The organism is Streptococcus vestibularis (genome assembly GCF_900636445.1).
In the GTDB taxonomy this organism is placed as follows: Bacteria; Bacillota; Bacilli; order Lactobacillales; family Streptococcaceae; genus Streptococcus; species Streptococcus vestibularis.
This window is the reverse complement of record NZ_LR134275.1, coordinates 1,817,039-1,840,332: the sequence shown is the minus strand read 5'-3', so window position 1 is coordinate 1,840,332 and position 23,294 is coordinate 1,817,039. Positions and strand designations below refer to the sequence as shown.

Here is a 23,294-nt window from a genome sequence, read left to right as displayed (position 1 = left end):
TGAAAGCACTTTTAATGTTGATGGAGGAAGTGTAATGACACGCTTACAAGATGATTTTTACCATGCGATTAATGGTGAGTGGGAAAAGACAGCTGTGATTCCGGATGACAAACCACGTACAGGTGGTTTCTCAGATTTAGCAGATGAAATTGAAGACCTCATGCTTGAAACAACTGATCAGTGGTTGACAGGAGAGAATGTTCCTGACAATGCTGTTCTACAAAACTTCATTAAGTTTCACCGTATGGCTACGGACTTTGACAAACGTGAGGCAGTTGGTATCGAGCCTGTTAAGCCTTTGATTGAAGAATACAAGCAACTCTCGTCATTTTCAGAGTTTGCTTCGAAAATTGCTGAGTACGAGATGGCTGTTAAGCCTAATGCGTTCCCGTTTGGTGTGTCTCCAGACTTTATGAATGCCCAATTAAATGTTCTTTGGGCTGAAGCGCCACGTATTATTTTACCTGATACAACCTATTACACTGAGGATAATGAAAAGGGCAAGGAGCTTTTGGGAATTTGGCGTGAGATGCAGGAAGAACTCCTTGAGAAATATGGCTTCACAGCTGAAGAAATCAAAGATATCTTGGACAAGGTTATCGCTCTTGATGCTAAGTTAGCTAAGTATGTCCTTTCGAGTGAAGAATCTTCCGAGTATGTAGAACTCTACCATCCATATGATTGGGCAGACTTTACTAAGCTGGCGCCAGAACTCCCACTTGATAACATCTTCACAAAAATCTTGGGTCAAGTCCCTGATAAAATTATCGTTCCTGAAGAACGCTTCTGGACAGAGTTTGCGGCGGAATATTACTCAGAAGCAAATTGGGAGTTGCTTAAGGCGGACTTACTTATCGATGCTGCTACATCTTGGAATGCCTATTTGACAGACGAGCTTCGTATCTTGGCTGGAAAATATGGTCGTGCGCTCTCAGGAACACCACAAGCCATGGAAAAGAAAAAGGCTGCCTTCTATTTGGCACAAGGGCCTTACAATCAGGCTCTAGGACTTTGGTATGCAGGTGAAAAATTCTCACCAGAAGCAAAAGCAGATGTCGAAGCCAAAGTAGCAACCATGATTGATGTTTATAAATTACGCCTTCAAAAAGCGGATTGGTTGGCACCTGAGACACGTGAAAAGGCTATTACGAAACTGAATGTCATTACACCTCATATCGGTTATCCAGAAAAACTACCTGAGACATATGATAAGAAGATTATTGATGAGAACTTGTCACTTGTTGAGAATGCACAGAAGTTAGTCGAAATTTCAGTTGCACATAGTTGGAGCAAGTGGAATCAACCTGTTGATCGAAGTGAGTGGCATATGCCTGCCCACATGGTTAATGCTTACTATGATCCGCAGCAGAACCAAATTGTTTTCCCAGCAGCTATCCTGCAAGCACCTTTCTATGATATTGCACAAAGCTCATCAGCCAACTATGGTGGTATTGGGGCTGTTATTGCTCACGAGATTTCCCATGCCTTTGATACTAATGGTGCTTCCTTCGACGAAAACGGTAGTCTTAAGAACTGGTGGACTGAAGAAGATTACGCAGCCTTTAAGGAACGTACTGACAAGATTGTGGACCAGTTTGACGGTTTGGACTCTTACGGTGCTAAGGTCAACGGCAAACTGACTGTTTCTGAGAACGTGGCAGACCTTGGTGGTGTGGCCTGTGCCTTAGAAGCAGCTAAACGTGATGAAGATTTTTCGGTTCGAGAATTCTTTGTTAACTTTGCGACGATTTGGCGTATGAAGGCACGTGAAGAATACATGCAAATGTTGGCTAGCGTGGATGTCCACGCTCCTGCTAAATGGCGTACCAATGTTATCGTGAGCAATTTTGACGAATTTCATAAGGAATTTGATGTCAAAGAGGGCGACGGTATGTGGCGTGCCCCAGAAGATCGCGTGATTATTTGGTAAAAAGTGATGAAATCTGTCCAAAAATGGACGGATTTCTTTATTTTTTATTGATGTAAGGGTTTACATAATGTGTAGAAAACGCTATAATAGATTTGTGTTAAAGCTTGTGAAGTTTTTAACAAGTATCCAAAGGAGTTTCATATGACTAAACAAACTAAAGATGTTCAAACAATAATAGATGAATTGGCAACAAAAGGGGTTGAAGCCCTTGATGCCATGTCTAACTTTACGCAGGAGCAAGTGGACCACATTGTTCACCAAGCTGCGATTGCTGCCCTTGATAAACATATGTATTTGGCAAAATTGGCTGTTGATGAAACAGGCCGTGGTATTTATGAAGATAAAGCCATCAAAAACATGTATGCTTCTGAATACATTTGGAATAGTATTAAATATGACAGGACAGTAGGCGTTATCGCTGAAGATAAAGAACAAGGTTTGGTTTCTATCGCTGAGCCAGTCGGCGTTATCTGTGGGGTGACACCAACAACTAACCCAACTTCAACAACGATTTTCAAAGCCCTTATCGCTCTTAAGACTCGTAACTCTATCGTCTTTGCCTTCCACCCATCAGCTCAAAAATCATCTGCAGAGGCAGCTCGTATCGTCCGTGATGCAGCTATTGAAGCGGGTGCCCCTAAGAACTGTATTCAGTGGATTGAAGAGCCATCTATCGAAGCAACTGGTCTTTTGATGAACCATCCTAAGATTGCCACAGTACTTGCGACTGGTGGGCCTGGTATGGTTAAGGCAGCTTATTCAACTGGTAAACCTGCTCTTGGTGTAGGAGCTGGGAATGTACCATCTTATATTGCTGCTGATGCTAAGATTAAACGTGCTGTCAACGATATCATCGTTTCAAAAACTTTTGACAATGGTATGATTTGCGCTTCTGAACAAGCAGCTATCGTCGATGCAGCTATTTATGATGAAGTTAAGGCAGAATTTGAGGCACATCAATGTGTCATCATTTCTAAAAAAGCTGATATTGCTAAATTAGAAAAAGTCGTTCTTAATGAGGCGCGTACAGCTGTAAACGGTGCTATTGTAGGTCACTCAGCTATGGAAATTGCTGAAAAAGCTGGTCTTAAAGTACCTGCAGGTACGAAAATGCTTTTGGCAGAAATTCCAGATGCAACAATGGAACACCCACTTGCCTTGGAAAAATTGTCTCCAGTACTTGCCCTTATCAAATCTGATGGCGTTGAGGATGGATTCAAAAAAGCAGAAGGCATGCTCAATTTGGGAGGTCTTGGACATACAGCTGTTATCCACACTGAAAATGAAGAGCTCCAACTTCAATACGGTATCCGTATGAAAGCTTGCCGTGTCTTGGTGAATAGCCCATCGGCTGAAGGTGGTATTGGTAATATCTACAACAACATGATTCCATCATTGACTCTTGGTTGTGGTTCATACGGTCATAACTCAGTTTCACACAATGTTAGCTCATTTGATCTCTTGAATGTAAAGACATTGTCAAAGCGTCGCAATAACATGCAATGGTTTCGCGTTCCACCAAAAATCTTTTTCGAAAAAGATTCAATAACTTACTTGCGTCACATTGAAGCTGACCGCGTGATGTTGGTTTGTGACCCTGGTATGGTTCAGTTTGGTTACGCTGACTTGGTTAAACGCCAATTGGAACTTAACCGCCATAAACCAGCAGTAGATGTTTTCTCAGATGTTGAGCCAAATCCATCTACGAATACGGTTTACAAAGGTTTAGAACGCTTTGTAGACTTCCAACCAGATGTTATCATCGCTCTTGGTGGTGGTTCTGCAATGGACGCTGCTAAGGCTATGTGGATGTTCTTTGAACACCCAGATGTAAGCTTCTTCGGCGCTAAACAAAAATTCTTAGATATCCGTAAACGTACTTACAAGATTCCTTACGCTCAGAAGACAACCTTTATCTGTATCCCAACAACTTCAGGGACAGGTTCAGAAGTAACGTCATTTGCGGTTATCACTGATAGTGAAACTCACATCAAGTATCCATTGGCAGATTACGCTTTGACTCCAGATATTGCCATCGTTGACCCTGCTTTGGTTATGAGTGTGCCTGCTAGCGTTACAGCAGATACAGGTATGGACGTTTTGACTCACGCCATTGAATCTTATGTATCAGTCATGGCTAGCGACTATACACGTGGGCTTTCACTTCAAGCCATTAAACTTGTGTTTGAAAATCTTGAACATTCTTATCGCTTTGGTGATGAAGAATCACGTGAAAAAATGCATAATGCGTCTACAATGGCTGGTATGGCCTTTGCCAATGCCTTCCTTGGGATCAACCACTCACTAGCTCACAAGGTTGGTCCTATGTTTGACATTCCACACGGACGTACCAATGCGATTTTGATGCCTCACGTAATCCGTTACAATGGTCGTGATCCTCAAAAACACGCTATGTTCCCTAAATATGACTACTTCCGTGCAGACAAGGATTACGCAGACATCGCTCGTTTCATGGGATGGGGTACTGACAAACAATCAGATGCTGAATTGGTTGAAGTTTTGGCACAAAAAGTATACGAATTGGGTATTGCCGTTGGTATTGACATGAACTGGAAGGGACAAGGTGTTACTAAGAAACTTCTTCAAGACACTGTCTATACTTTGGCTGAACATGCTTATGAAGACCAATGTACAACAGCTAATCCGAAAGAACCACTTATTTCAGAATTGAAAGAAATTATCGAAGTTGCCTTTGACTACAAAGGTTAAGTGATAGTATAAAGTAGCTCTATGAGGGCTACTTTTTTACTAAAAGCTACTATATTAGAGTGTTTATCCAAACTAAAAATAAAGGACTTTCCTGAATAAGATAGAAAAACGCTTTAAGAATTGTTATAATAAGCTGATAGGATGGTAACTGTTTACTTCAATCCTGGTCAAAAATTAAAAGAATCAAGGTACCCAGTAACCTCAAAGAATATTGCGGTGAGGGTAAATCAAAAGATGTCACTTTTTCAACTAAGAATGACACCAAAGATAAATTTTAAAAGAAAATCTGGGATAGAAATTCCGGATTTTTTCTGGTATTTAAATGAAATTAAACAAGTGAAATCCGAATGATTCTCTCACAAGTCACAATACGTGTAGAAATATTCTGACAATTATGCTACAATAAAGCCACACACTATCTAAAAAGAGGATTTACCATGACACTTGTATACCAATCAACACGTGACGAAAATAATAAAGTAACAGCTAGTCAGGCTATTCTTCAAGGACTGGCAACAGATGGTGGCTTGTTCACCCCATTAACAACACCTGAAGTTACTTTGGAATTTGACCGATTGAAAGATGCTTCTTACCAAGAAGTTGCTAAATTAGTCTTGTCTGCTTTCTTGGATGATTTTACTGAAGAAGAATTGGATTACTGTATCACAAATGCTTATGACGACAAGTTTGATACAGCTGCTATTGCACCAGTGGTCAAACTTCAAAACCATTACAACCTTGAGCTCTTTCATGGTTCTACCATTGCTTTCAAAGATATGGCGCTTTCAATCTTGCCTTATTTGCTAACAACATCAGCGAAGAAACAAGGTGTTGATAACAAGATTGTTATTTTGACAGCGACATCAGGTGATACTGGTAAAGCTGCCATGGCTGGTTTTGCAGATGTCCCTGGAACTGAAATCATTGTCTTTTATCCAAAAGACGGTGTTTCAAAAATCCAAGAATTGCAAATGACCACTCAAACAGGAGCTAATACGCACGTTATTGCCATTGATGGTAACTTTGATGATGCCCAAACAGATGTGAAACGTATGTTTAACGATGTTGATTTACGTGAGAAATTGTTAGCTCATCATACGCAATTCTCATCAGCTAACTCAATGAACGTTGGTCGTTTGGTACCACAAGTGGTTTACTATGTGTATGCCTATGCGCAGTTGGTTAAGGCAGGTCATATCCAAAACGGAGATAAGGTTAACTTCACAGTACCAACAGGAAACTTTGGTAACATCTTGGCAGCTTACTATGCACGTCAAATTGGTGTCCCAGTTGGTAAATTAATCTGTGCTTCTAACGAAAATAATGTCCTTACAGACTTCTTTGCAACAGGTACTTATGACAAGAAACGCGATTTCAAGGTAACAACAAGTCCTTCTATGGACATTTTGGTATCTTCTAACCTAGAACGCTTGATTTTCCACCTTCTTGGTAATGATGCTACTAAGACTAAAGAGCTTATGGATGCACTTGTGACTAAGGGTGAGTATACTTTGGCTGATGCAGATAAAGAAATTCTTGATTTGTTTGCAGCAGGTTTTGCAACTGAGGATGAAACAGCTGCTGAAATCAAGCGTGTCTATGATGAAGACAAATATATCGAAGATCCTCATACAGCAGTTGCCTCAGCTGTTTACGAAGCATACGTTCAAAAGACAGATGACCACACACCAACAGTTATCGCTTCAACAGCTAGCCCTTACAAATTCCCACGTGTGGCTGTTTCAGCTGTCACTGGTAAAGACAGTGGGGATGATTTCAAAGCAGTAGAAGATTTGCACCAACTTTCAGGTGTAGCTATCCCAGCTGCTGTAGATGGACTTGAACATGCAGAAGTTCGCCATAAAACAGTTGTTGCGGCAGCTGATATGCAAAAAGCAGTTGAAAGCTATCTTGGTGTATAAGAATAAAAAAATAGGAGCTGAGAAATCAGCCCTATTTTTATCAATATAAAAGAAAATGTTATGACAGAAACAAAGAAAATTTTAAACATAGCCTTACCGGCTATGGCTGAAAACCTCTTACAAATGTTGATGGGGGTTGTCGATTCTTACCTAGTAGCTCAGGTTGGTATTGTTGCTATATCGGGGGTTTCCGTGGCCAATAATATCATTACGATTTATCAGGCTATCTTCATTGCGCTGGGAGCTTCGAGTGCCAGTGTCATTGCTAGAAGCTTAGGAAAAGGAGACGTTAAAGCGACTAACAGAGATACCTGGGATGCTATTATTATTACCCTTGCTCTTAGTATCGTCTTGGGTCTACTCTCCATTTTTGTTGGTGGATCCATTCTCAATCTTCTGGGCACTGAGCAATCTGTGACCCAGGCTGGCAGTCTCTATTTGGCTCTAGTCGGTGGAGGTGTGGTATTTCTAGCTTTGATGACTACCTTTGGTAATATACTACGAGCCAAGGGACGTCCTCGTATTTCCATGGTCGTCAGTCTTCTGACCAATCTTCTTAACGCTCTTCTATCTTCTTTGGCTATTTTTGTTGGACATTGGGGGATTATTGGGGTAGCTACAGCTACGGTTTGTTCTCGCCTAGTTGGGACAGCCATACTATGGACTGCAATGAAATTGGATGTGAAACAGTTTGAAGTTACCAAACCTTTTAACAAGGAGTTGTTGGGAATTGCTCTGCCAGCAGCAGGTGAACGACTGATGATGCGTGCTGGAGATGTGGTCATTGTGGCTATTATTGTTACCTTTGGTACAGCCGTTGTCGGTGGTAACGCCATTGGTGAAAACCTCACTCAGTTTAACTATATGCCTGGTATGGGAGTCGCCACGGCTACAGTTATCTTGGTTGCCAATAGTCTGGGGCGAGGGGATAAGGCGCAGATGAAGCGTATAATACGAGAGTCTTATTGGATTTCAACCTTCTTGATGGTTTTGGTTTCCGGAAGCATCTTATTTTTTGGCCAAGGATTGTCAAGCTTCTTTACAGATAATAAAGCAGCTATTGCTGCTAGTCAGGTCGTTATTCTTTATTCGTTCCTAGGAAATCCCGTGACTTCGGCGACTTTAGTCTACACAGCAGTTTGGCAAGGTCTGGGTAAGGCTAAGATACCTTTCTATGCGACAACTATTGGGATGTGGCTAATCCGAATTTTCTCAGGCTACTTCCTAGGAGTGAGTTTGGGAATGGGCCTGGCAGGTGTTTGGATTGCAACCGTTGTTGATAATGTATGGCGTGCGGTCTTCCTCTATGTGATGTACCGTCGTTATCTCATAAAGAGAAAGTTTTAATGATAAATATTGAGGAGATACTTTTATTCAAAGGGTATCTTCTTCTTATTTTTTACAAGTAAGCTCGAATATGGTAAAATAAGCTGATAAAAACTTTTTGAGGTAGTAATTATGACTGTAAAAATCAATACAAAAGATGGTCAAATCGAATTGTCAGATGATGTCATCGCAACAGTAGTTGGCGGTTCAGCAACAGAAATTTTTGGCGTTGTCGGTATGGCAAGTAAGAGTGCTATCCGAGATAATTTTCAAGCACTTCTTGGAAAAGAAAACTACGCAAAAGGAGTTGTCGTGAAATCTACTGATGCAGGTATCACTGTGGATGTTTACACTGTTATGAGTTACGGTGTTAAGATTAGTGAGGTTTCAAAAAATATTCAAGAACGTGTGAAATTTAATCTTGAGAATCAACTCGGTATCAAGACTGAAACAGTAAATGTTTACGTTCAAAATATCAAAGTCGTAGGAGAAAACTAGTGTCTAAAATTACAACAAGCTTGCTTCAGGAGATGGTCCAAGCGGCAGCAACACGTCTAGGTAAGCAAGCAGAATATGTGAATTCACTCAATGTCTTCCCAGTACCAGATGGAGATACTGGAACAAACATGGGAATGACTATGGATAACGGAGCCAAGGCTGTCGCAGATCAAACAGCTTCAACAGTTGGTGAAGTTGGTCAGATTTTGTCTAAAGGTCTCTTGATGGGTGCCCGCGGTAACTCAGGTGTTATTACGTCACAATTGTTCCGTGGTTTTGGTCAAAGCATCAAGGATAAAACGGAACTTGACGGCCAAGATCTAGCTCACGCCTTCCAATCAGGTGTTGAAGTTGCGTATAAAGCTGTTATGAAACCTGTCGAAGGAACAATCCTTACAGTATCACGTGGTGCAGCTTCAGCAGCGGTTAAGAAATCTGAATCTACTAATGATGCTGTTGAGGTTATGCGTGCAGCTCTTGATGGGGCTAAGGCTGCCTTGGCTAAGACACCAGAGATGCTTCCAGTTTTGAAAGAAGTTGGTGTAGTAGACTCAGGTGGTCAAGGTTTGGTCTTTATTTATGAAGGTTTCTTGTCAGCCCTCACAGGTGAGTATATCGCTTCAGAGGACTTCCAAGCGACACCTGCTACTATGACAGAGATGATCAATGCAGAACATCATAAGTCAGTTGCAGGTCATGTTGCAACAGAAGATATTACCTTCGGGTACTGTACGGAAATCATGGTTGGTCTCAAACAAGGTCCAACTTATGTGAAAGACTTTGATTATGAAGAGTTCCAAAATTATTTGAGTAATCTTGGGGATTCTCTCCTTGTTGTTAACGACGATGAAATTGTAAAAGTTCACGTCCATACAGAGGATCCAGGTCTTGTCATGCAAGAAGGTCTTAAATATGGTGCTCTTGTCAAAGTTAAGGTTGACAACATGCGTAATCAACACGATGCACAAGTTCAAAAAGCAGAAGCCATTCAAACTGCGCCTTCTACTCCTAAAGACTTTGCCCTTATTGCAGTTGTTGCCGGAGATGGACTTGCAGATATCTTCAAATCACAAGGTGTTGACTATGTGATTTCAGGTGGTCAAACAATGAACCCATCGACGGAGGATATCGTTAAGGCCATTGAGCAGGTTAATGCCAAGAATGTTATCATCTTGCCAAATAATAAAAACATCTTTATGGCAGCACAATCAGCTGCTGAAGTAGTGGATGTTAATGCGGCTGTTGTTGAAACACGTACAGTTCCACAAGGCTTTACAAGCTTGCTTGCTTTTGATCCTAGCCAAAGTATCGAAGCTAATGTTGAAGCTATGACAGTTAGTCTTTCAGATGTAACAAGTGGTAGCGTGACTTTGGCAGTACGTGACACAACTATTGATGGTCTTGAGATTCATGAAAATGATATCCTTGGTATGGTAGACGGTAAGATTCTTGTATCCACACCAGATATGGATCAAGCCCTTCTTGATACCTTTGACAAGATGATTGACGAAGACAGTGAAATTGTTATGATTTACGTCGGCGAAGAAGGTAATCAAGAACAAGCTCAAGCACTTGCGGAAAAATTGGAAGAGGCTCACGAAGATATTGAAGTTGAAATCTTCCAAGGGGACCAACCTGTGTATCCATACCTCTTTAGCGTTGAATAATTTAAAAATAATCATTTAGGAAGTCTTAGGGCTTCCTTTTTATTTAGATCGTTTCGATACTGTAAAGCCATTTTTTCGGAATTACAGAAATATTCTGAAAATTCCTTGACATTACTTTCCAAAGTGGTAACATATGTTGTAAGAAATTTTATAGATTGAAGGTAAGGTCATGAGAAGTGATATGATCAAAGTTGGTGTTGATAAAGCACCTGCACGTGGACTTTTGTATGCGACTGGACAGGTTAAATCTTCTAAGGATATGCAAAAGCCCTTTATTGCTATTTGTAATTCTTATATTGATATTGTTCCAGGACATGTCCACCTACGTGAATTAGCGGATATTGCCAAGGAGGCTATCCGTGAAGCTGGTGGTATTCCTTTTGAGTTTAATACCATTGGTGTAGATGACGGGATTGCCATGGGACATATTGGGATGCGTTACAGCCTTCCTTCACGAGAATTAATTGCTGATGCTGCAGAGACTGTTATTAATGCCCACTGGTTTGACGGTGTGTTCTATATCCCAAACTGTGATAAGATTACACCAGGAATGATTTTGGCAGCCATGCGTACTAATGTGCCAGCGGTATTCTGTTCAGGTGGACCTATGAAGGGTGGAGTTGATATGACTGGTCATCAGGCTACTTTATCAAGCTTGTTTGAAGCTGTAGGTACTTATCAGGCTGGAGATATGAGCAAAGAAGAGCTTGATTATTTAGAGAAAAATGCCTGTCCGACTTGTGGTTCATGTTCAGGAATGTTTACTGCCAATTCAATGAACTGTTTGATGGAAGTTTTGGGTCTTGCCCTTCCAGGTAACGGTACTATCCTAGCCGTTTCAGACGAACGTCGTGAATTGGTTCGTCAAGCAGCCACAAAATTAATGGATAACATCAAAAATAATGTTCGCCCACGTGATATTGTGACCAAAGAAGCCATCGATGATGCTTTTGCTCTAGATATGGCCATGGGTGGTTCAACCAATACCGTTCTTCATACCCTTGCTATTGCGCGTGAGGCTGGTATTGACTATGACCTTAAGGACATCAATGAGATTGCTAAGAAGACACCTTATCTCTCTAAAATTGCTCCTTCCAGCATCTATACCATGCATGATGTACATGAAGCAGGTGGTGTTCCAGCAATTATTAATCAGTTGATTAAGAAAGGTGCCATTAAGGGTGATCGTATTACGGTTACTGGTAAAACCTTAAAAGAAAATGTAGCTGGTGCTGAAATCAAAAATGAAGAAATTATCCATCCAATCGAGCAACCTATTTCACCGGTTGGCGGTTTGTCTATCCTTTATGGAAATATTGCTCAGGATGGGGCTGTTATCAAGGTTGGTGGTGTAGATCCATCCGTTAAAACTTTCCGTGGTAAAGCCATTTGTTGTGATTCACAAGCTCAAGCCCTTGAATTGATTGATAATGGAACGGTTAAGAAGGGCCATGTTGTTGTCATTCGTTACGAAGGCCCTCAGGGTGGTCCTGGTATGCCAGAGATGTTAGCGCCAACCTCTAAGATTGTAGGCCGCGGTCTTGGTAAGGATGTTGCTCTGATTACTGATGGTCGTTTCTCAGGAGCAACTCGTGGTATTGCTATTGGTCACGTATCTCCAGAAGCTGCGGAAGGTGGCAATATCGCTCTGATTGAAGATGGGGATGAAATTGTGATTGATCTTCCCAACCGTACCATTGATTTGCTCGTAGATGATGCGACACTTGAAGCACGCCGTAAACATTTGAAACCTTTCAAATCTAAGATCTCAAGTGGATGGTTGCACCGTTACACTGCTTTTGCTAAATCAGCTAATGTCGGTGGAACTCTGATGAGTGATGAAGAATTTGAAGAACGTAAAGCAGAACGTAAAGCACAAGAAAAAAACTAAGAATATTATTTCCGAAGAGTTTGTGATATTTTTCTCTGAAACCCTTGCAAATTTAGTTAAAAATGTTATTATAGTATACAAGGTTTTGAATTTTTAGACAATTCGAAAAAAACAATTGCTAAAGGAGGTCCATGTGGAGAAAATTGAACTTGAAGAAGCACGCTCTGGTGCTGATTTGATTCTTGATACACTTCTTGAACTTGGGATTTCAACTATTTTTGGGTATCCTGGCGGAGCGGTTCTTCCTTTGTATGATGCTATTTACAAAAATGAAGAGATTAATCATATTTTGTCTCGTCATGAGCAAGGAAGTCTGCACGAAGCTGAAGGTTATGCTAAATCAACTGGTAAACTTGGTGTTGCTCTTGTAACGAGTGGTCCCGGTGCAACGAATGCTATTACCGGGATTGCAGATGCTATGAGTGATAGTGTACCTCTCCTGGTCTTTACAGGTCAGGTAGCAACATCAGGTATTGGTAAGGATGCCTTCCAAGAGGCTGACATTGTCGGAATTACCATGCCAATTACCAAATACAACTACCAGATTCGTGATACGGCTGATATTCCTCGTATTATTCGAGAAGCGGTTCATATCGCAACAACTGGTCGTCCTGGTCCAGTTGTTATCGACCTCCCTAAAGATGTCGTAGCTAAGGAAACAGCCTTCATCAATGATCCTGAAATTAATCTTCCAAGTTACCAACCGACGCTAAGACCAAACGAAATGCAAATCAAGAAAATCTTGAAGCAGTTGGGGAAAGCTAAAAAGCCGGTTATTGTAGCTGGAGGTGGGGTGTCTTATTCTGAATCTGCTAAGGAGCTAGTTGCTTTTGCAGAGCGCTACCAAATCCCAGTTGTTACAAGTCTTCTAGGACAAGGGACAATTGCTACTAGTCATCCCCTTTTCTTGGGGATGGGTGGTATGCACGGTTCATATGCGGCTAACATTGCTATGACCGATGCTGACTTTATGATTGCCATTGGTTGTCGTTTTGATGATCGTTTGACAGGTAATCCTAAAACATTTGCTAAAAATGCTAAGGTTGTCCATATTGATGTAGATCCAGCTGAGATTGGTAAAATTATTGCAGTGGACCTTCCGGTTGTTGGTGATGCTAAACAAGCCCTTGAAATGCTCTTAGCAGAACCGGTAGTTCAGAATAACACTGAAAAATGGATTGAAAAAGTTACAAAAGACAAAGAGCGTGTACGTTCTTACGATAAGAAAGAACGTATGGTACAGCCTCAGTCAGTTATCGAGCGTATTGGTGAATTGACTAAGGGTGACGCCGTTGTTGTTACTGACGTTGGTCAACATCAAATGTGGACAGCTCAGTATTATCCATACCAAAATGAGCGTCAATTGGTGACCTCAGGTGGTCTTGGAACAATGGGATTCGGTGTCCCAGCAGCAATTGGTGCCAAAATTGCTAATCCTGATAAAGAAGTTATCCTCTTTGTTGGTGATGGTGGTTTCCAAATGACGAACCAAGAATTGGCTATCTTAAATATTTACAAGGTGCCAATCAAGGTTGTTATGTTGAACAATCACTCGCTTGGTATGGTACGTCAATGGCAAGAGTCCTTCTACGAAGGGCGTACATCAGAGTCTGTCTTTGATACTCTTCCGGATTTCCAATTGATGGCTCAAGCTTACGGCATTAAGTCTTACAAGTTTGATAATCCAGAGACAATTGATCAGGATTTGGAAGTTATCAAGGAAGACGTGCCAATGTTTATCGAGGTGGATATCTCTCGTAAAGAGCATGTCTTGCCAATCGTTCCGGCTGGTAAGAGTAATCACGAAATGTTGGGGGTGAAGTTCAATGCGTAGAATGTTAACAGCTAAACTTCAGAACCGTTCGGGTGTCCTTAACCGCTTCACAGGTGTTCTTTCACGACGTCAAGTTAATATTGAAAGTATCTCTGTAGGGGCTTCTGAGGATCCTAACGTTTCACGTATTACGATTATTATTGATGTGAATTCTCAAAATGAAGTGGAACAAATCATCAAACAGCTTAATCGTCAGATTGATGTGATTCGTATCCGTGATATCACGGATCAGCCACACTTGGAACGTGAAGTTATCCTAGTTAAGGTATCAGCACCAACCTCTAAGCGTGCTGAAATCTTGGCGATTATTCAACCTTTCCGTGCTTCGGTGGTTGATGTAGCACCAAGCTCTATCACTATCCAGATGACAGGTGATGCTGAAAAGAGCGAGGCGCTTCTACGAGTTATTCGTCCTTACGGAATCAAGAATATCGCTCGTACGGGTGCTACTGGATTTACCCGTGATTAAAAAATCCAACCTAAATTTGTTAACCCAGCCTTAAAAAGGCAATAAAATATTTTTTTAGAAAAGAGACATATTACTATGGCAGTTCAAATGGAATATGAAAAAGACGTAAAAGTAGCAGCACTTGACGGTAAAAAAATCGCCGTTATCGGTTACGGTTCACAAGGTCATGCACATGCACAAAACTTGCGTGATTCAGGTCACGATGTGATCATCGGTGTTCGTCCAGGTAAATCATTTGATAAAGCTAAAGAAGATGGTTTTGATACTTACACAGTAGCAGAAGCAACTAAATTGGCTGATATCATTATGGTTTTGGCACCAGATGAAATTCAAAAAGATATCTATAAAGATGAAATTGAGCCAAACTTGAGTGCAGGCAAAGCTCTTGGTTTTGCACACGGATTTAACATCCACTTCGAATTCATCAAGGTTCCTAAAGATGTTGATGTCTTTATGGTTGCTCCTAAAGGACCAGGTCACTTGGTACGCCGTACATATACAGAAGGCTTTGGTGTTCCAGCACTTTACGCAGTATACCAAGATGCTACAGGCAATGCTAAAGACATCGCTATGGACTGGGCTAAAGGTATTGGTTCTGCACGTGTTGGATTACTTGTAACAACATTTAAAGAAGAAACTGAAGAAGATTTGTTTGGTGAGCAAGCGGTTCTTATGGGTGGGTTGACACATCTTATTGAAGCTGGTTTTGAAGTCTTGACTGAAGCAGGCTATGCACCACAATTGGCTTACTTTGAAGTGCTTCACGAAATGAAATTGATCGTTGACTTGATCTACGAAGGTGGATTCAAGAAAATGCGTCAATCATGTTCAAATACTGCAGAATTTGGTGACTTTGTAACTGGTCCACGTGTCATCGGTCCAGAAGTCAAAGAAAACATGAAAGCTGCCCTTGCGGATATCCAATCAGGTAAATTTGCACGTGAATTCGTTGAAGACCATGATGCTGGCTTCCCACGTTTGAAAGCTTACCGTAAAGAAGCTGAAGAGCTTGAAATTGAAAAGATTGGTGCTGAATTGCGTAAAGCAATGCCATTCGTTGGTCAAAATGACGATGACGCATTCAAAATCTATAACTAATGTGATAGTCTCAAAAACCAGTCTAGTACTGGTTTTTTGTGTTCTGAAGAGAGTAGTTGGGAATCCGACTGCTTTTTTTGGATAAAAAACTCACTCCATTAAGGAGTGAGAATAGCTATAAATTAGTAAGTCAAGACAAAGTTTTTCTTCTTACCACGACGGATAACAGTAATTTCATTATCAATTTTATCTGTATCTGAGAGAGTGTAATCCAGGTCTTGTACACGTTCACCGTTGATGTAGATAGCGCCGTTTTGGACATCTTCACGTGCTTGACGTTTAGATGGTGAAATTTTTGCATTGACGAGAAGTTCAACGATGTTCAGATTTTCATCTGCTGAAATTTCATATGTTGGGACACCGTTAAGGGCAACTTTAAGGTCACGTGCTGAGAGAGCTTTAAGGTTACCAGCGAAGAGTTGTTCAGTGATGTGAACAGCTTGTTCATAGGCTTCTTTACCGTGAACCAAAGTAACAACTTCGCGAGCCAGAACCTTTTGTGCTAAACGTTGGTGACGAGCTTGGTCAAATTCTTTACCGATTTCTTCGATTTCTTCAAGTGACAAGAAAGTGAAAATTTTCAAGAAACGAACGGCGTCATCGTCCATAACGTTAAGCCAGAATTGGTACATTTCGTAAGGTGTTGTCTTAGTAGCGTCAAGCCAGACAGCGTTACCTTCAGATTTACCGAATTTTTTACCGGTTGAATCTGTGATAAGTGGAACTGTGATAACGTGTCCAGATTTGTCCGCTTTACGACGCAATAGCTCAGTACCTGCTGTCATGTTACCCCATTGGTCAGAACCACCAATTTGGAGGGTTACGCCATATTTATCATTGAGTTCATAGAAGTCGTAACCTTGCATAATTTGGTAAGCGAACTCAGTGTAAGAGATACCTGTTTCGATACGTTTCTTAACAGATTCCTTGCTCATCATGTAGTTAACTGTGAAGTATTTACCGACATCACGCAAGAAATCGATGAAGCTAACTGAACCAAACCAGTCATAGTTGTTGACCATAACGGCTTTGTTGTCACCATTTTCAAAATCAAGGAAGCGAGAGAGTTGGCCTTGGATTTTTTCTACCCAACCTTCAACGGTTTCTTTGGTTTGGAGGCTACGCTCAGCATCTTTAAATGATGGGTCACCAATCAAACCTGTCGCACCCCCAACAAGGGCGTAAGGTTTGTGGCCAGCCAATTGAAGGCGACGACTAGTAAGGATAGCGACAAGGTGTCCAAGGTGGAGACTGTCTGCTGTTGGGTCATAACCAGTGTAGTATGAGACTGGTCCCTCTTCAAAGGCTTTTACAAGGGCTTCTTCATCAGTGGTTTGAAAAATCAAGCCACGTGCTTTTAGTTCTTCAAAAATTGTCATGATATTCTCCAGTAAAGTATATTCTGCACCATTATACCAAAAGAAAGCAACCCTATGCAAGCTTTGTCAAAGTTTGTTATAATAGGCTTTGAGGTATTTCTATGAATTTTGAAAAAATAATAAATTATTTTAGGCGACTAGGGCAGACTATTCGTACAAAGTTCGCTGGTTCTAGGTCTAAAAGAGGGGATAAATCTTTTAAAGAAAGGAAAGCTACGACTGGATCTAAGTGGAATCGTAAGCAAGCACGGAAGTCGCCTGAGGATGGAATGACACTCTTAGACATGGCTGATGTTTTTTTAAAGACATTAAAGCTCTTGTCTGATTTCTTTTATGTGGTTATTATCGTCCTTACCCTATTCGGTGCAGGAATTGGTTTGGGTTATCTGGGGAGTCAAATTGAGTCTGTTCCATCGATTAAGGACAAAACCTTGTTGAATCAGATTAGTGAGGTTAGTTTGGTATCTTCGATGAGCTATTCCGATTCCAAGAAGATTGCGGATATTGACACTGACTTGCTGAGAACACCTATTGAGAGTGATGCGATTTCTAACAATGTCAAAAATGCCATCATTGCGACTGAGGATGAAAATTTTAAAAAGCATAAGGGTGTTGTACCAAAGGCAGTTTTTAGGGCGTTGGTATCATCAGTTTTGGGAGTTGGCTCTTCAAGTGGTGGTTCAACTCTGACTCAACAGTTAATCAAGCAACAGGTAACAGGAGATGCACCAACCTTCAAACGTAAGGCGGCAGAGATTATCTATGCTTTACAATTGGAGCGTCGCGCTTCCAAAAATGAAATTTTAACTGATTATCTGAATGTTTCTCCTTTTGGTCGTAACAACAAGGGGAAAAATATTGCTGGTATTGAAGAGGCTGCACAAGGGATTTTTGGGGTCTCTGCTGCGGGTTTGACAGTTCCTCAGGCGGCCTATCTGGCAGGTTTGCCACAGAGCCCGATTGTCTACTCACCTTATACAGCTGATGGACAATTAAAAAACGCAGAGGATCTTTCTTATGGCTTGGCACGTCAACAAGATGTACTCTACAATCTTTATCGCGGTGGCTATCTAGATAAGTCGCAGTATGAAAGCTATAAGGATTATGATATCACTAAAGATTTCAAGGCTGGTGAGAAGTCTGATGCTGTAAGTCATGACTATTTGTACTATTCTGTCATGTCTGAGGCTCAGGATGTCATGTATGATTATCTCGTTAAACGTGACAAGGTGTCGAGTCAAGATTTAAAAAATGATAAGACCAAGGAAGCCTACCGTGAGAGGGCCCTACAAGAGCTACAAACTGGTGGCTACAGCGTTAAGACAACTATTGACAATGCTGTCTATAATGCGATGCAAGATACTGCGACTCAATATGGTGGCCTCCTCGACCAAGGTGGAAATAGTGGAGTTGAAGTCGGAAATGTGCTCATGGATAATGCGACTGGAGCAATCTTAGGATTTGTCGGTGGTCGTAATTATGAGAATAACCAGAATAACCATGCCTTTGATACTGCTCGTTCTCCTGGATCTTCTATTAAGCCTATTATCGCTTATGGAATTGCTATTGATCAAGGTTTGATGGGTAGCTCAAGTATCCTTTCTAACTACCCAACTAATTTTACGGGTGGAACGCCTATTCTCCATGATGGTGATAAGGGTACAGCTATGATGAATCTTCAAGAAGCACTCAATACCTCATGGAACATTCCAGCCTTTTGGACTTATCAAATGCTTCAACGTCATGATGTTGACGTTGAGGGCTATATGACCAAGATGGGTTATAAGATTGCTAACTACAATATCGAGAGTCTACCTCTTGGTGGAGGGATTGAAACCACGGTTGCCCAACAGGTAAATGCCTATCAAATGCTTTCAAATGGTGGTGTCTATGAGAAGGGCCATATGATTGATAGTATTACTGACCGGACTGGCGAAGTTATCTATCAGCATAAATCTGAAGGGGTTCGGGTCTTTTCAAGAGCTACGGCTAGCATTATGGATAACCTGCTCAAGGAAGTTGTGGTTAAAGGAGCGACAACCCAATTTTATTCTGAGTTGAAAAATGTCAATGGTGCAGCAGCCTCAGCTGACTGGATGGGTAAAACAGGAACGACAGATAACTTTGCGGATGCTTGGTTGATAGTATCGACGCCTGGTATTACCCTTGGAGGTTGGGCTGGTTATGATGACAATGCACCTACCAATTCTAAAACGGGTTACACCTACAATGCGCAATATATGGCTCGTTTAACTTCCGCCATCTACAATGCTAATCCGAGTATTTTTAAAACGGGAGATAAGTTTAATATCGATTCAAGTGCCATTAAGGCAAGTGTGCTCAAATCAACAGGCCTTAAACCAGCAACAGTGTCTGTCAATGGTCGTAATGTTTCTGTAAGTGGTGAAATGGTTGATACTTATTGGGCTAAAAATGGGCCTGGGGATACAACCTACAAATTTGCTATTGGTGGAACTGACAGTGACTATCAAAAAGCCTGGTCTAGCATTCTTGAAGGACATTAGGAATTACCAAGAAAACTTGCAAAAAAGCAAAAAATTAGGTATAATATAGACAACTATTTGTCGTCTTATTTGGTTGAAATATTGTCCAATCAAGAGATACAGCAGTTAAATCAACGTTTTTTCGGTCAGATTTAGCTGCTATTTTTGTGCTTATTTTTAGGATTTTTGGTTATTGTAATACATATTTAAAGGTTCTAAAAATTCACAGATTAAAGTTTTCGCTTATCGTTAATCGGATAAGTGGATGTTAGTATCTAATCACTTGTTAGCGGGACAAGCAACTGAAAAAGGCAGGAGACAAATATTTAAAGTGCACGACTTGCAAAGCAGGTCTCGAATGTAGAAAAGGAGTAGAAGACTTGGCAGGACATGACGTTCAATACGGGAAGCATCGTACCCGTCGTAGTTTTTCAAGAATCAAAGAAGTTCTTGATTTACCAAACTTGATTGAAATCCAAACGGATTCATTCAAAGAATTCTTAGATACTGGTCTTAAAGAGGTTTTTGAGGATGTACTTCCCATTTCAAACTTCACAGACACCATGGAATTGGAATTTGTTGGTTACGAATTGAAGGAACCTAAGTATACACTTGAGGAAGCTCGTATCCACGATGCATCATACTCAGCACCAATCTTTGTGACTTTCCGCCTTATTAACAAAGAAACTGGTGAAATCAAAACTCAGGAAGTCTTCTTCGGAGATTTTCCAATTATGACTGAGATGGGTACTTTCATCATCAATGGTGGTGAACGTATTATCGTTTCTCAGTTGGTGCGTTCACCTGGTGTTTACTTTAACGATAAGGTTGATAAAAACGGCAAAGTGGGTTACGGATCAACAGTTATTCCTAACCGTGGGGCATGGCTTGAGCTTGAAACAGATTCAAAAGATATCGCCTACACTCGTATCGACCGTACACGTAAGATCCCATTCACAACGCTTGTGCGTGCGCTTGGATTCTCAGGTGATGACGAAATTGTTGATATCTTTGGTGATAGCGAGTTGGTTCGTAACACTGTTGAAAAAGATATCCACAAAAATCCAGCAGATTCGCGCACTGATGAAGCACTTAAAGAAATTTATGAACGACTTCGTCCAGGTGAACCCAAAACTGCTGACAGCTCACGTAGCTTGCTTGTAGCTCGCTTCTTCGACCCACGTCGTTACGACTTGGCTGCTGTTGGTCGTTACAAAGTTAACAAAAAACTTAACATCAAGACACGTCTTTTGGGACAAACAATTGCTGAAAACTTAGTAGATCCTGAAACAGGTGAAATCCTTCTTGAAGCTGGTACTGAAATGACACGTGATGTGATTGATTCAATCGCAGAACACTTGGATGGTGATTTGAACAAATTTGTATACACACCAAACGATTATGCGGTGGTTACAGAACCTGTTGTTCTTCAAAAATTCAAGGTTGTTGCACCAAATGATCCAGATCGTGTGGTTACAATTGTTGGTAATGCCAACCCAGATGATAAAGTTCGTGCTTTGACAACAGCGGATATCTTGGCTGAAATGAGCTACTTCCTCAACCTTGCTGAAGGTATCGGTAAAGTAGACGATATCGACCACCTTGGTAACCGTCGTATCCGTGCTGTTGGTGAATTGCTTGCTAACCAATTCCGTATTGGTTTGGCTCGTATGGAACGTAACGTGCGTGAACGTATGTCAGTTCAAGATAATGAAGTCTTGACACCACAACAAATCATCAATATTCGTCCTGTAACTGCAGCTGTTAAAGAATTCTTCGGTTCTTCACAGTTGTCACAGTTCATGGACCAGCACAACCCATTGTCAGAGTTGTCACACAAACGTCGTTTGTCAGCCTTGGGACCTGGTGGTTTGACACGTGACCGTGCCGGATATGAAGTTCGTGACGTGCACTACACGCACTACGGTCGTATGTGTCCAATTGAAACACCTGAAGGACCTAACATCGGTTTGATCAATAACTTGTCTTCATATGGACACCTTAACAAGTACGGTTTCATTCAAACACCATACCGTAAAGTTGACCGTGCAACTGGTAAAGTAACCAACGAAGTGGTTTGGTTGACTGCTGACGAAGAAGATGAGTACACAGTTGCTCAGGCCAACTCTAAGTTGAACGAAGATGGAACATTTGCAGAAGAAATTGTCATGGGTCGTCACCAAGGTAATAACCAAGAATACCCATCACACCTTGTAGATTTCGTGGATGTTTCTCCTAAACAGGTAGTTGCCGTTGCGACAGCATGTATTCCTTTCTTGGAAAACGATGACTCTAACCGTGCCCTCATGGGTGCCAACATGCAACGTCAGGCTGTGCCTTTGATTGATCCAAAAGCACCTTATGTTGGTACTGGTATGGAATATCAAGCTGCCCACGATTCAGGTGCTGCAGTTATCGCTCAACACGACGGTAAAGTTGTTTATTCTGACGCCGATAAGGTTGAAGTTCGTCGTGAAGATGGTTCTCTTGATGTTTATACTATTCAAAAATTCCGTCGTTCAAACTCAGGTACTGCCTACAACCAACGTACTTTGGTTAAGGTTGGTGATATTGTTGAAAAAGGAGACTTTATCGCTGACGGTCCATCTATGGAAGGTGGCGAAATGGCCCTCGGTCAAAACCCTATTGTCGCATACATGACATGGGAAGGTTACAACTTCGAGGATGCCGTTATCATGAGTGAACGCCTCGTGAAAGACGATGTTTATACATCTGTTCACTTGGAAGAATTCGAATCAGAAACACGTGATACAAAGCTTGGACCTGAAGAAATCACACGTGAATTGCCAAACGTTGGTGAAGAAGCCCTTAAAGACCTTGACGAAATGGGTATTATCCGTATTGGTGCTGAGGTTAAAGAAGGTGATATTCTTGTTGGTAAGGTAACACCTAAGGGTGAAAAAGACCTTTCTGCTGAAGAACGTCTTCTCCATGCTATCTTTGGTGATAAATCTCGTGAAGTACGTGATACATCACTCCGTGTACCTCACGGTGGTGATGGTGTCGTTCGTGATGTTAAAATCTTTACACGTGCAAACGGTGATGAATTGCAATCAGGTGTTAACATGCTTGTTCGTGTTTACATCGCTCAAAAACGTAAAATCAAGGTCGGAGATAAGATGGCCGGTCGTCACGGTAACAAAGGGGTTGTTTCTCGTATTGTTCCTGTTGAAGACATGCCTTACCTTCCAGACGGTACACCAGTTGATATCATGTTGAACCCTCTTGGGGTGCCATCACGTATGAACATTGGTCAGGTTATGGAACTTCACCTTGGTATGGCTGCTCGTAACTTGGGTATCCACATCGCAACACCAGTCTTTGATGGGGCAAGCTCAGAAGATCTCTGGGATACTGTTCGTGAAGCTGGTATGGACAGCGATGCTAAGACAATCCTTTACGATGGCCGTACAGGTGAGCCGTTTGATAATCGTGTGTCAGTTGGTGTCATGTACATGATCAAACTTCACCACATGGTTGATGATAAACTTCACGCCCGTTCAGTTGGTCCTTACTCACTTGTTACTCAACAACCTCTTGGTGGTAAAGCACAATTTGGTGGACAACGTTTCGGTGAGATGGAGGTTTGGGCCCTTGAAGCTTACGGTGCATCAAACATTCTTCAAGAAATCTTGACTTACAAGTCTGATGACGTTAATGGACGTTTGAAAGCCTATGAAGCTATCACTAAAGGTAAACCAATTCCAAAACCAGGTGTACCAGAATCATTCCGAGTACTTGTTAAAGAATTGCAATCACTCGGTCTTGATATGCGTGTCCTTGATGAAGACGATCATGAAGTTGAATTGCGTGATCTTGATGAAGGTGAAGATGACGACGTCATGCACGTTGATGATCTTGAAAAAGCACGTGTACAACAAGCCCAAGAAGCTACTGAATTAGAAAAAGATAAAGAAGAAGCTTCAGATAAAACAGAATAAAATAAGCTTTAGAGAGGGAGTTAAATCTCTCTGCTAAGGTAGCTGATAAAGGTTAGAATAGCGCTGCTATTGTCAATAGAACAA

Annotated in this window: 13 protein-coding genes; 12 read left to right on the top strand and 1 reads right to left on the bottom strand. The window is 41.3% G+C overall.

What is annotated here, in order from left to right:
- The first annotated feature begins 34 nt into the window (after nucleotides 1-34).
- The 10 genes from EL076_RS09245 (at nucleotide 35) to ilvC (ending at nucleotide 15,365) form a co-directional block, all read left to right on the top strand.
- On the top strand, nucleotides 35-1,930 hold the full coding sequence (locus tag EL076_RS09245; RefSeq protein WP_126430095.1) for a M13 family metallopeptidase: 1,896 nt from the start codon (nucleotides 35-37) through the stop codon (nucleotides 1,928-1,930).
- A 141-nt stretch (nucleotides 1,931-2,071) separates the two neighbouring features.
- The gene (gene adhE, locus EL076_RS09240) at nucleotides 2,072-4,660 is read left to right on the top strand and encodes a bifunctional acetaldehyde-CoA/alcohol dehydrogenase (RefSeq protein WP_126430094.1); all 2,589 of its coding nucleotides are present in this window, start codon (nucleotides 2,072-2,074) and stop codon (nucleotides 4,658-4,660) included.
- 437 nt (nucleotides 4,661-5,097) lie between these two features.
- Nucleotides 5,098-6,582: a threonine synthase gene (gene thrC / locus EL076_RS09235; protein ID WP_003092008.1), complete on the top strand. Its 1,485-nt coding sequence runs from the start codon at nucleotides 5,098-5,100 to the stop codon at nucleotides 6,580-6,582.
- 60 nt (nucleotides 6,583-6,642) lie between these two features.
- Nucleotides 6,643-7,929 (top strand): MATE family efflux transporter, encoded by a 1,287-nt coding sequence (locus EL076_RS09230; protein ID WP_003091866.1) that lies wholly within the window; start codon nucleotides 6,643-6,645, stop codon nucleotides 7,927-7,929.
- A 111-nt stretch (nucleotides 7,930-8,040) separates the two neighbouring features.
- Nucleotides 8,041-8,406, top strand: a complete 366-nt coding sequence (locus EL076_RS09225; RefSeq protein WP_003092032.1) for an Asp23/Gls24 family envelope stress response protein — start codon at nucleotides 8,041-8,043, stop codon at nucleotides 8,404-8,406.
- The gene (locus EL076_RS09220) at nucleotides 8,406-10,073 is read left to right on the top strand and encodes a DAK2 domain-containing protein (protein ID WP_003091966.1); all 1,668 of its coding nucleotides are present in this window, start codon (nucleotides 8,406-8,408) and stop codon (nucleotides 10,071-10,073) included. The genes EL076_RS09225 and EL076_RS09220 overlap by 1 nt, the downstream gene beginning before the upstream one ends.
- A 169-nt stretch (nucleotides 10,074-10,242) precedes the next feature.
- Entirely contained in the window at nucleotides 10,243-11,964 is a 1,722-nt protein-coding gene (gene ilvD / locus EL076_RS09215; RefSeq protein WP_126430093.1) for a dihydroxy-acid dehydratase, read from the top strand.
- Nucleotides 11,965-12,097: 133 nt separating this feature from the next.
- Entirely contained in the window at nucleotides 12,098-13,798 is a 1,701-nt protein-coding gene (locus tag EL076_RS09210; protein WP_117646821.1) for an acetolactate synthase large subunit, read from the top strand.
- A complete protein-coding gene (ilvN, locus tag EL076_RS09205) occupies nucleotides 13,791-14,267 on the top strand; it encodes an acetolactate synthase small subunit (protein WP_002887025.1) in 477 nt (158 codons plus the stop codon). The genes EL076_RS09210 and ilvN overlap by 8 nt, the downstream gene beginning before the upstream one ends.
- A gap of 75 nt (nucleotides 14,268-14,342) precedes the next feature.
- Nucleotides 14,343-15,365, top strand: coding sequence for a ketol-acid reductoisomerase (ilvC, locus tag EL076_RS09200; protein WP_002887024.1), 1,023 nt, complete (start codon nucleotides 14,343-14,345; stop codon nucleotides 15,363-15,365).
- A gap of 122 nt (nucleotides 15,366-15,487) precedes the next feature.
- On the opposite strand, the gene tyrS is transcribed toward ilvC, so the two are convergent.
- Nucleotides 15,488-16,744: a tyrosine--tRNA ligase gene (tyrS, locus tag EL076_RS09195; RefSeq protein WP_003092098.1), complete on the bottom strand. Its 1,257-nt coding sequence runs from the start codon at nucleotides 16,742-16,744 to the stop codon at nucleotides 15,488-15,490.
- Nucleotides 16,745-16,845: 101 nt separating this feature from the next.
- Here tyrS and pbp1b point away from each other — a divergent pair, with 101 nt between their 5' ends.
- Both pbp1b and rpoB read left to right on the top strand, forming a co-directional pair.
- Complete coding sequence (gene pbp1b / locus EL076_RS09190; protein WP_126430092.1) at nucleotides 16,846-19,269, top strand: penicillin-binding protein PBP1B; 2,424 nt, start codon at nucleotides 16,846-16,848, stop codon at nucleotides 19,267-19,269.
- Between the two features lie 359 nt (nucleotides 19,270-19,628).
- A complete protein-coding gene (gene rpoB / locus EL076_RS09185) occupies nucleotides 19,629-23,210 on the top strand; it encodes a DNA-directed RNA polymerase subunit beta (RefSeq protein ID WP_126430091.1) in 3,582 nt (1,193 codons plus the stop codon).
- Nucleotides 23,211-23,294: the final 84 nt, after the last annotated feature.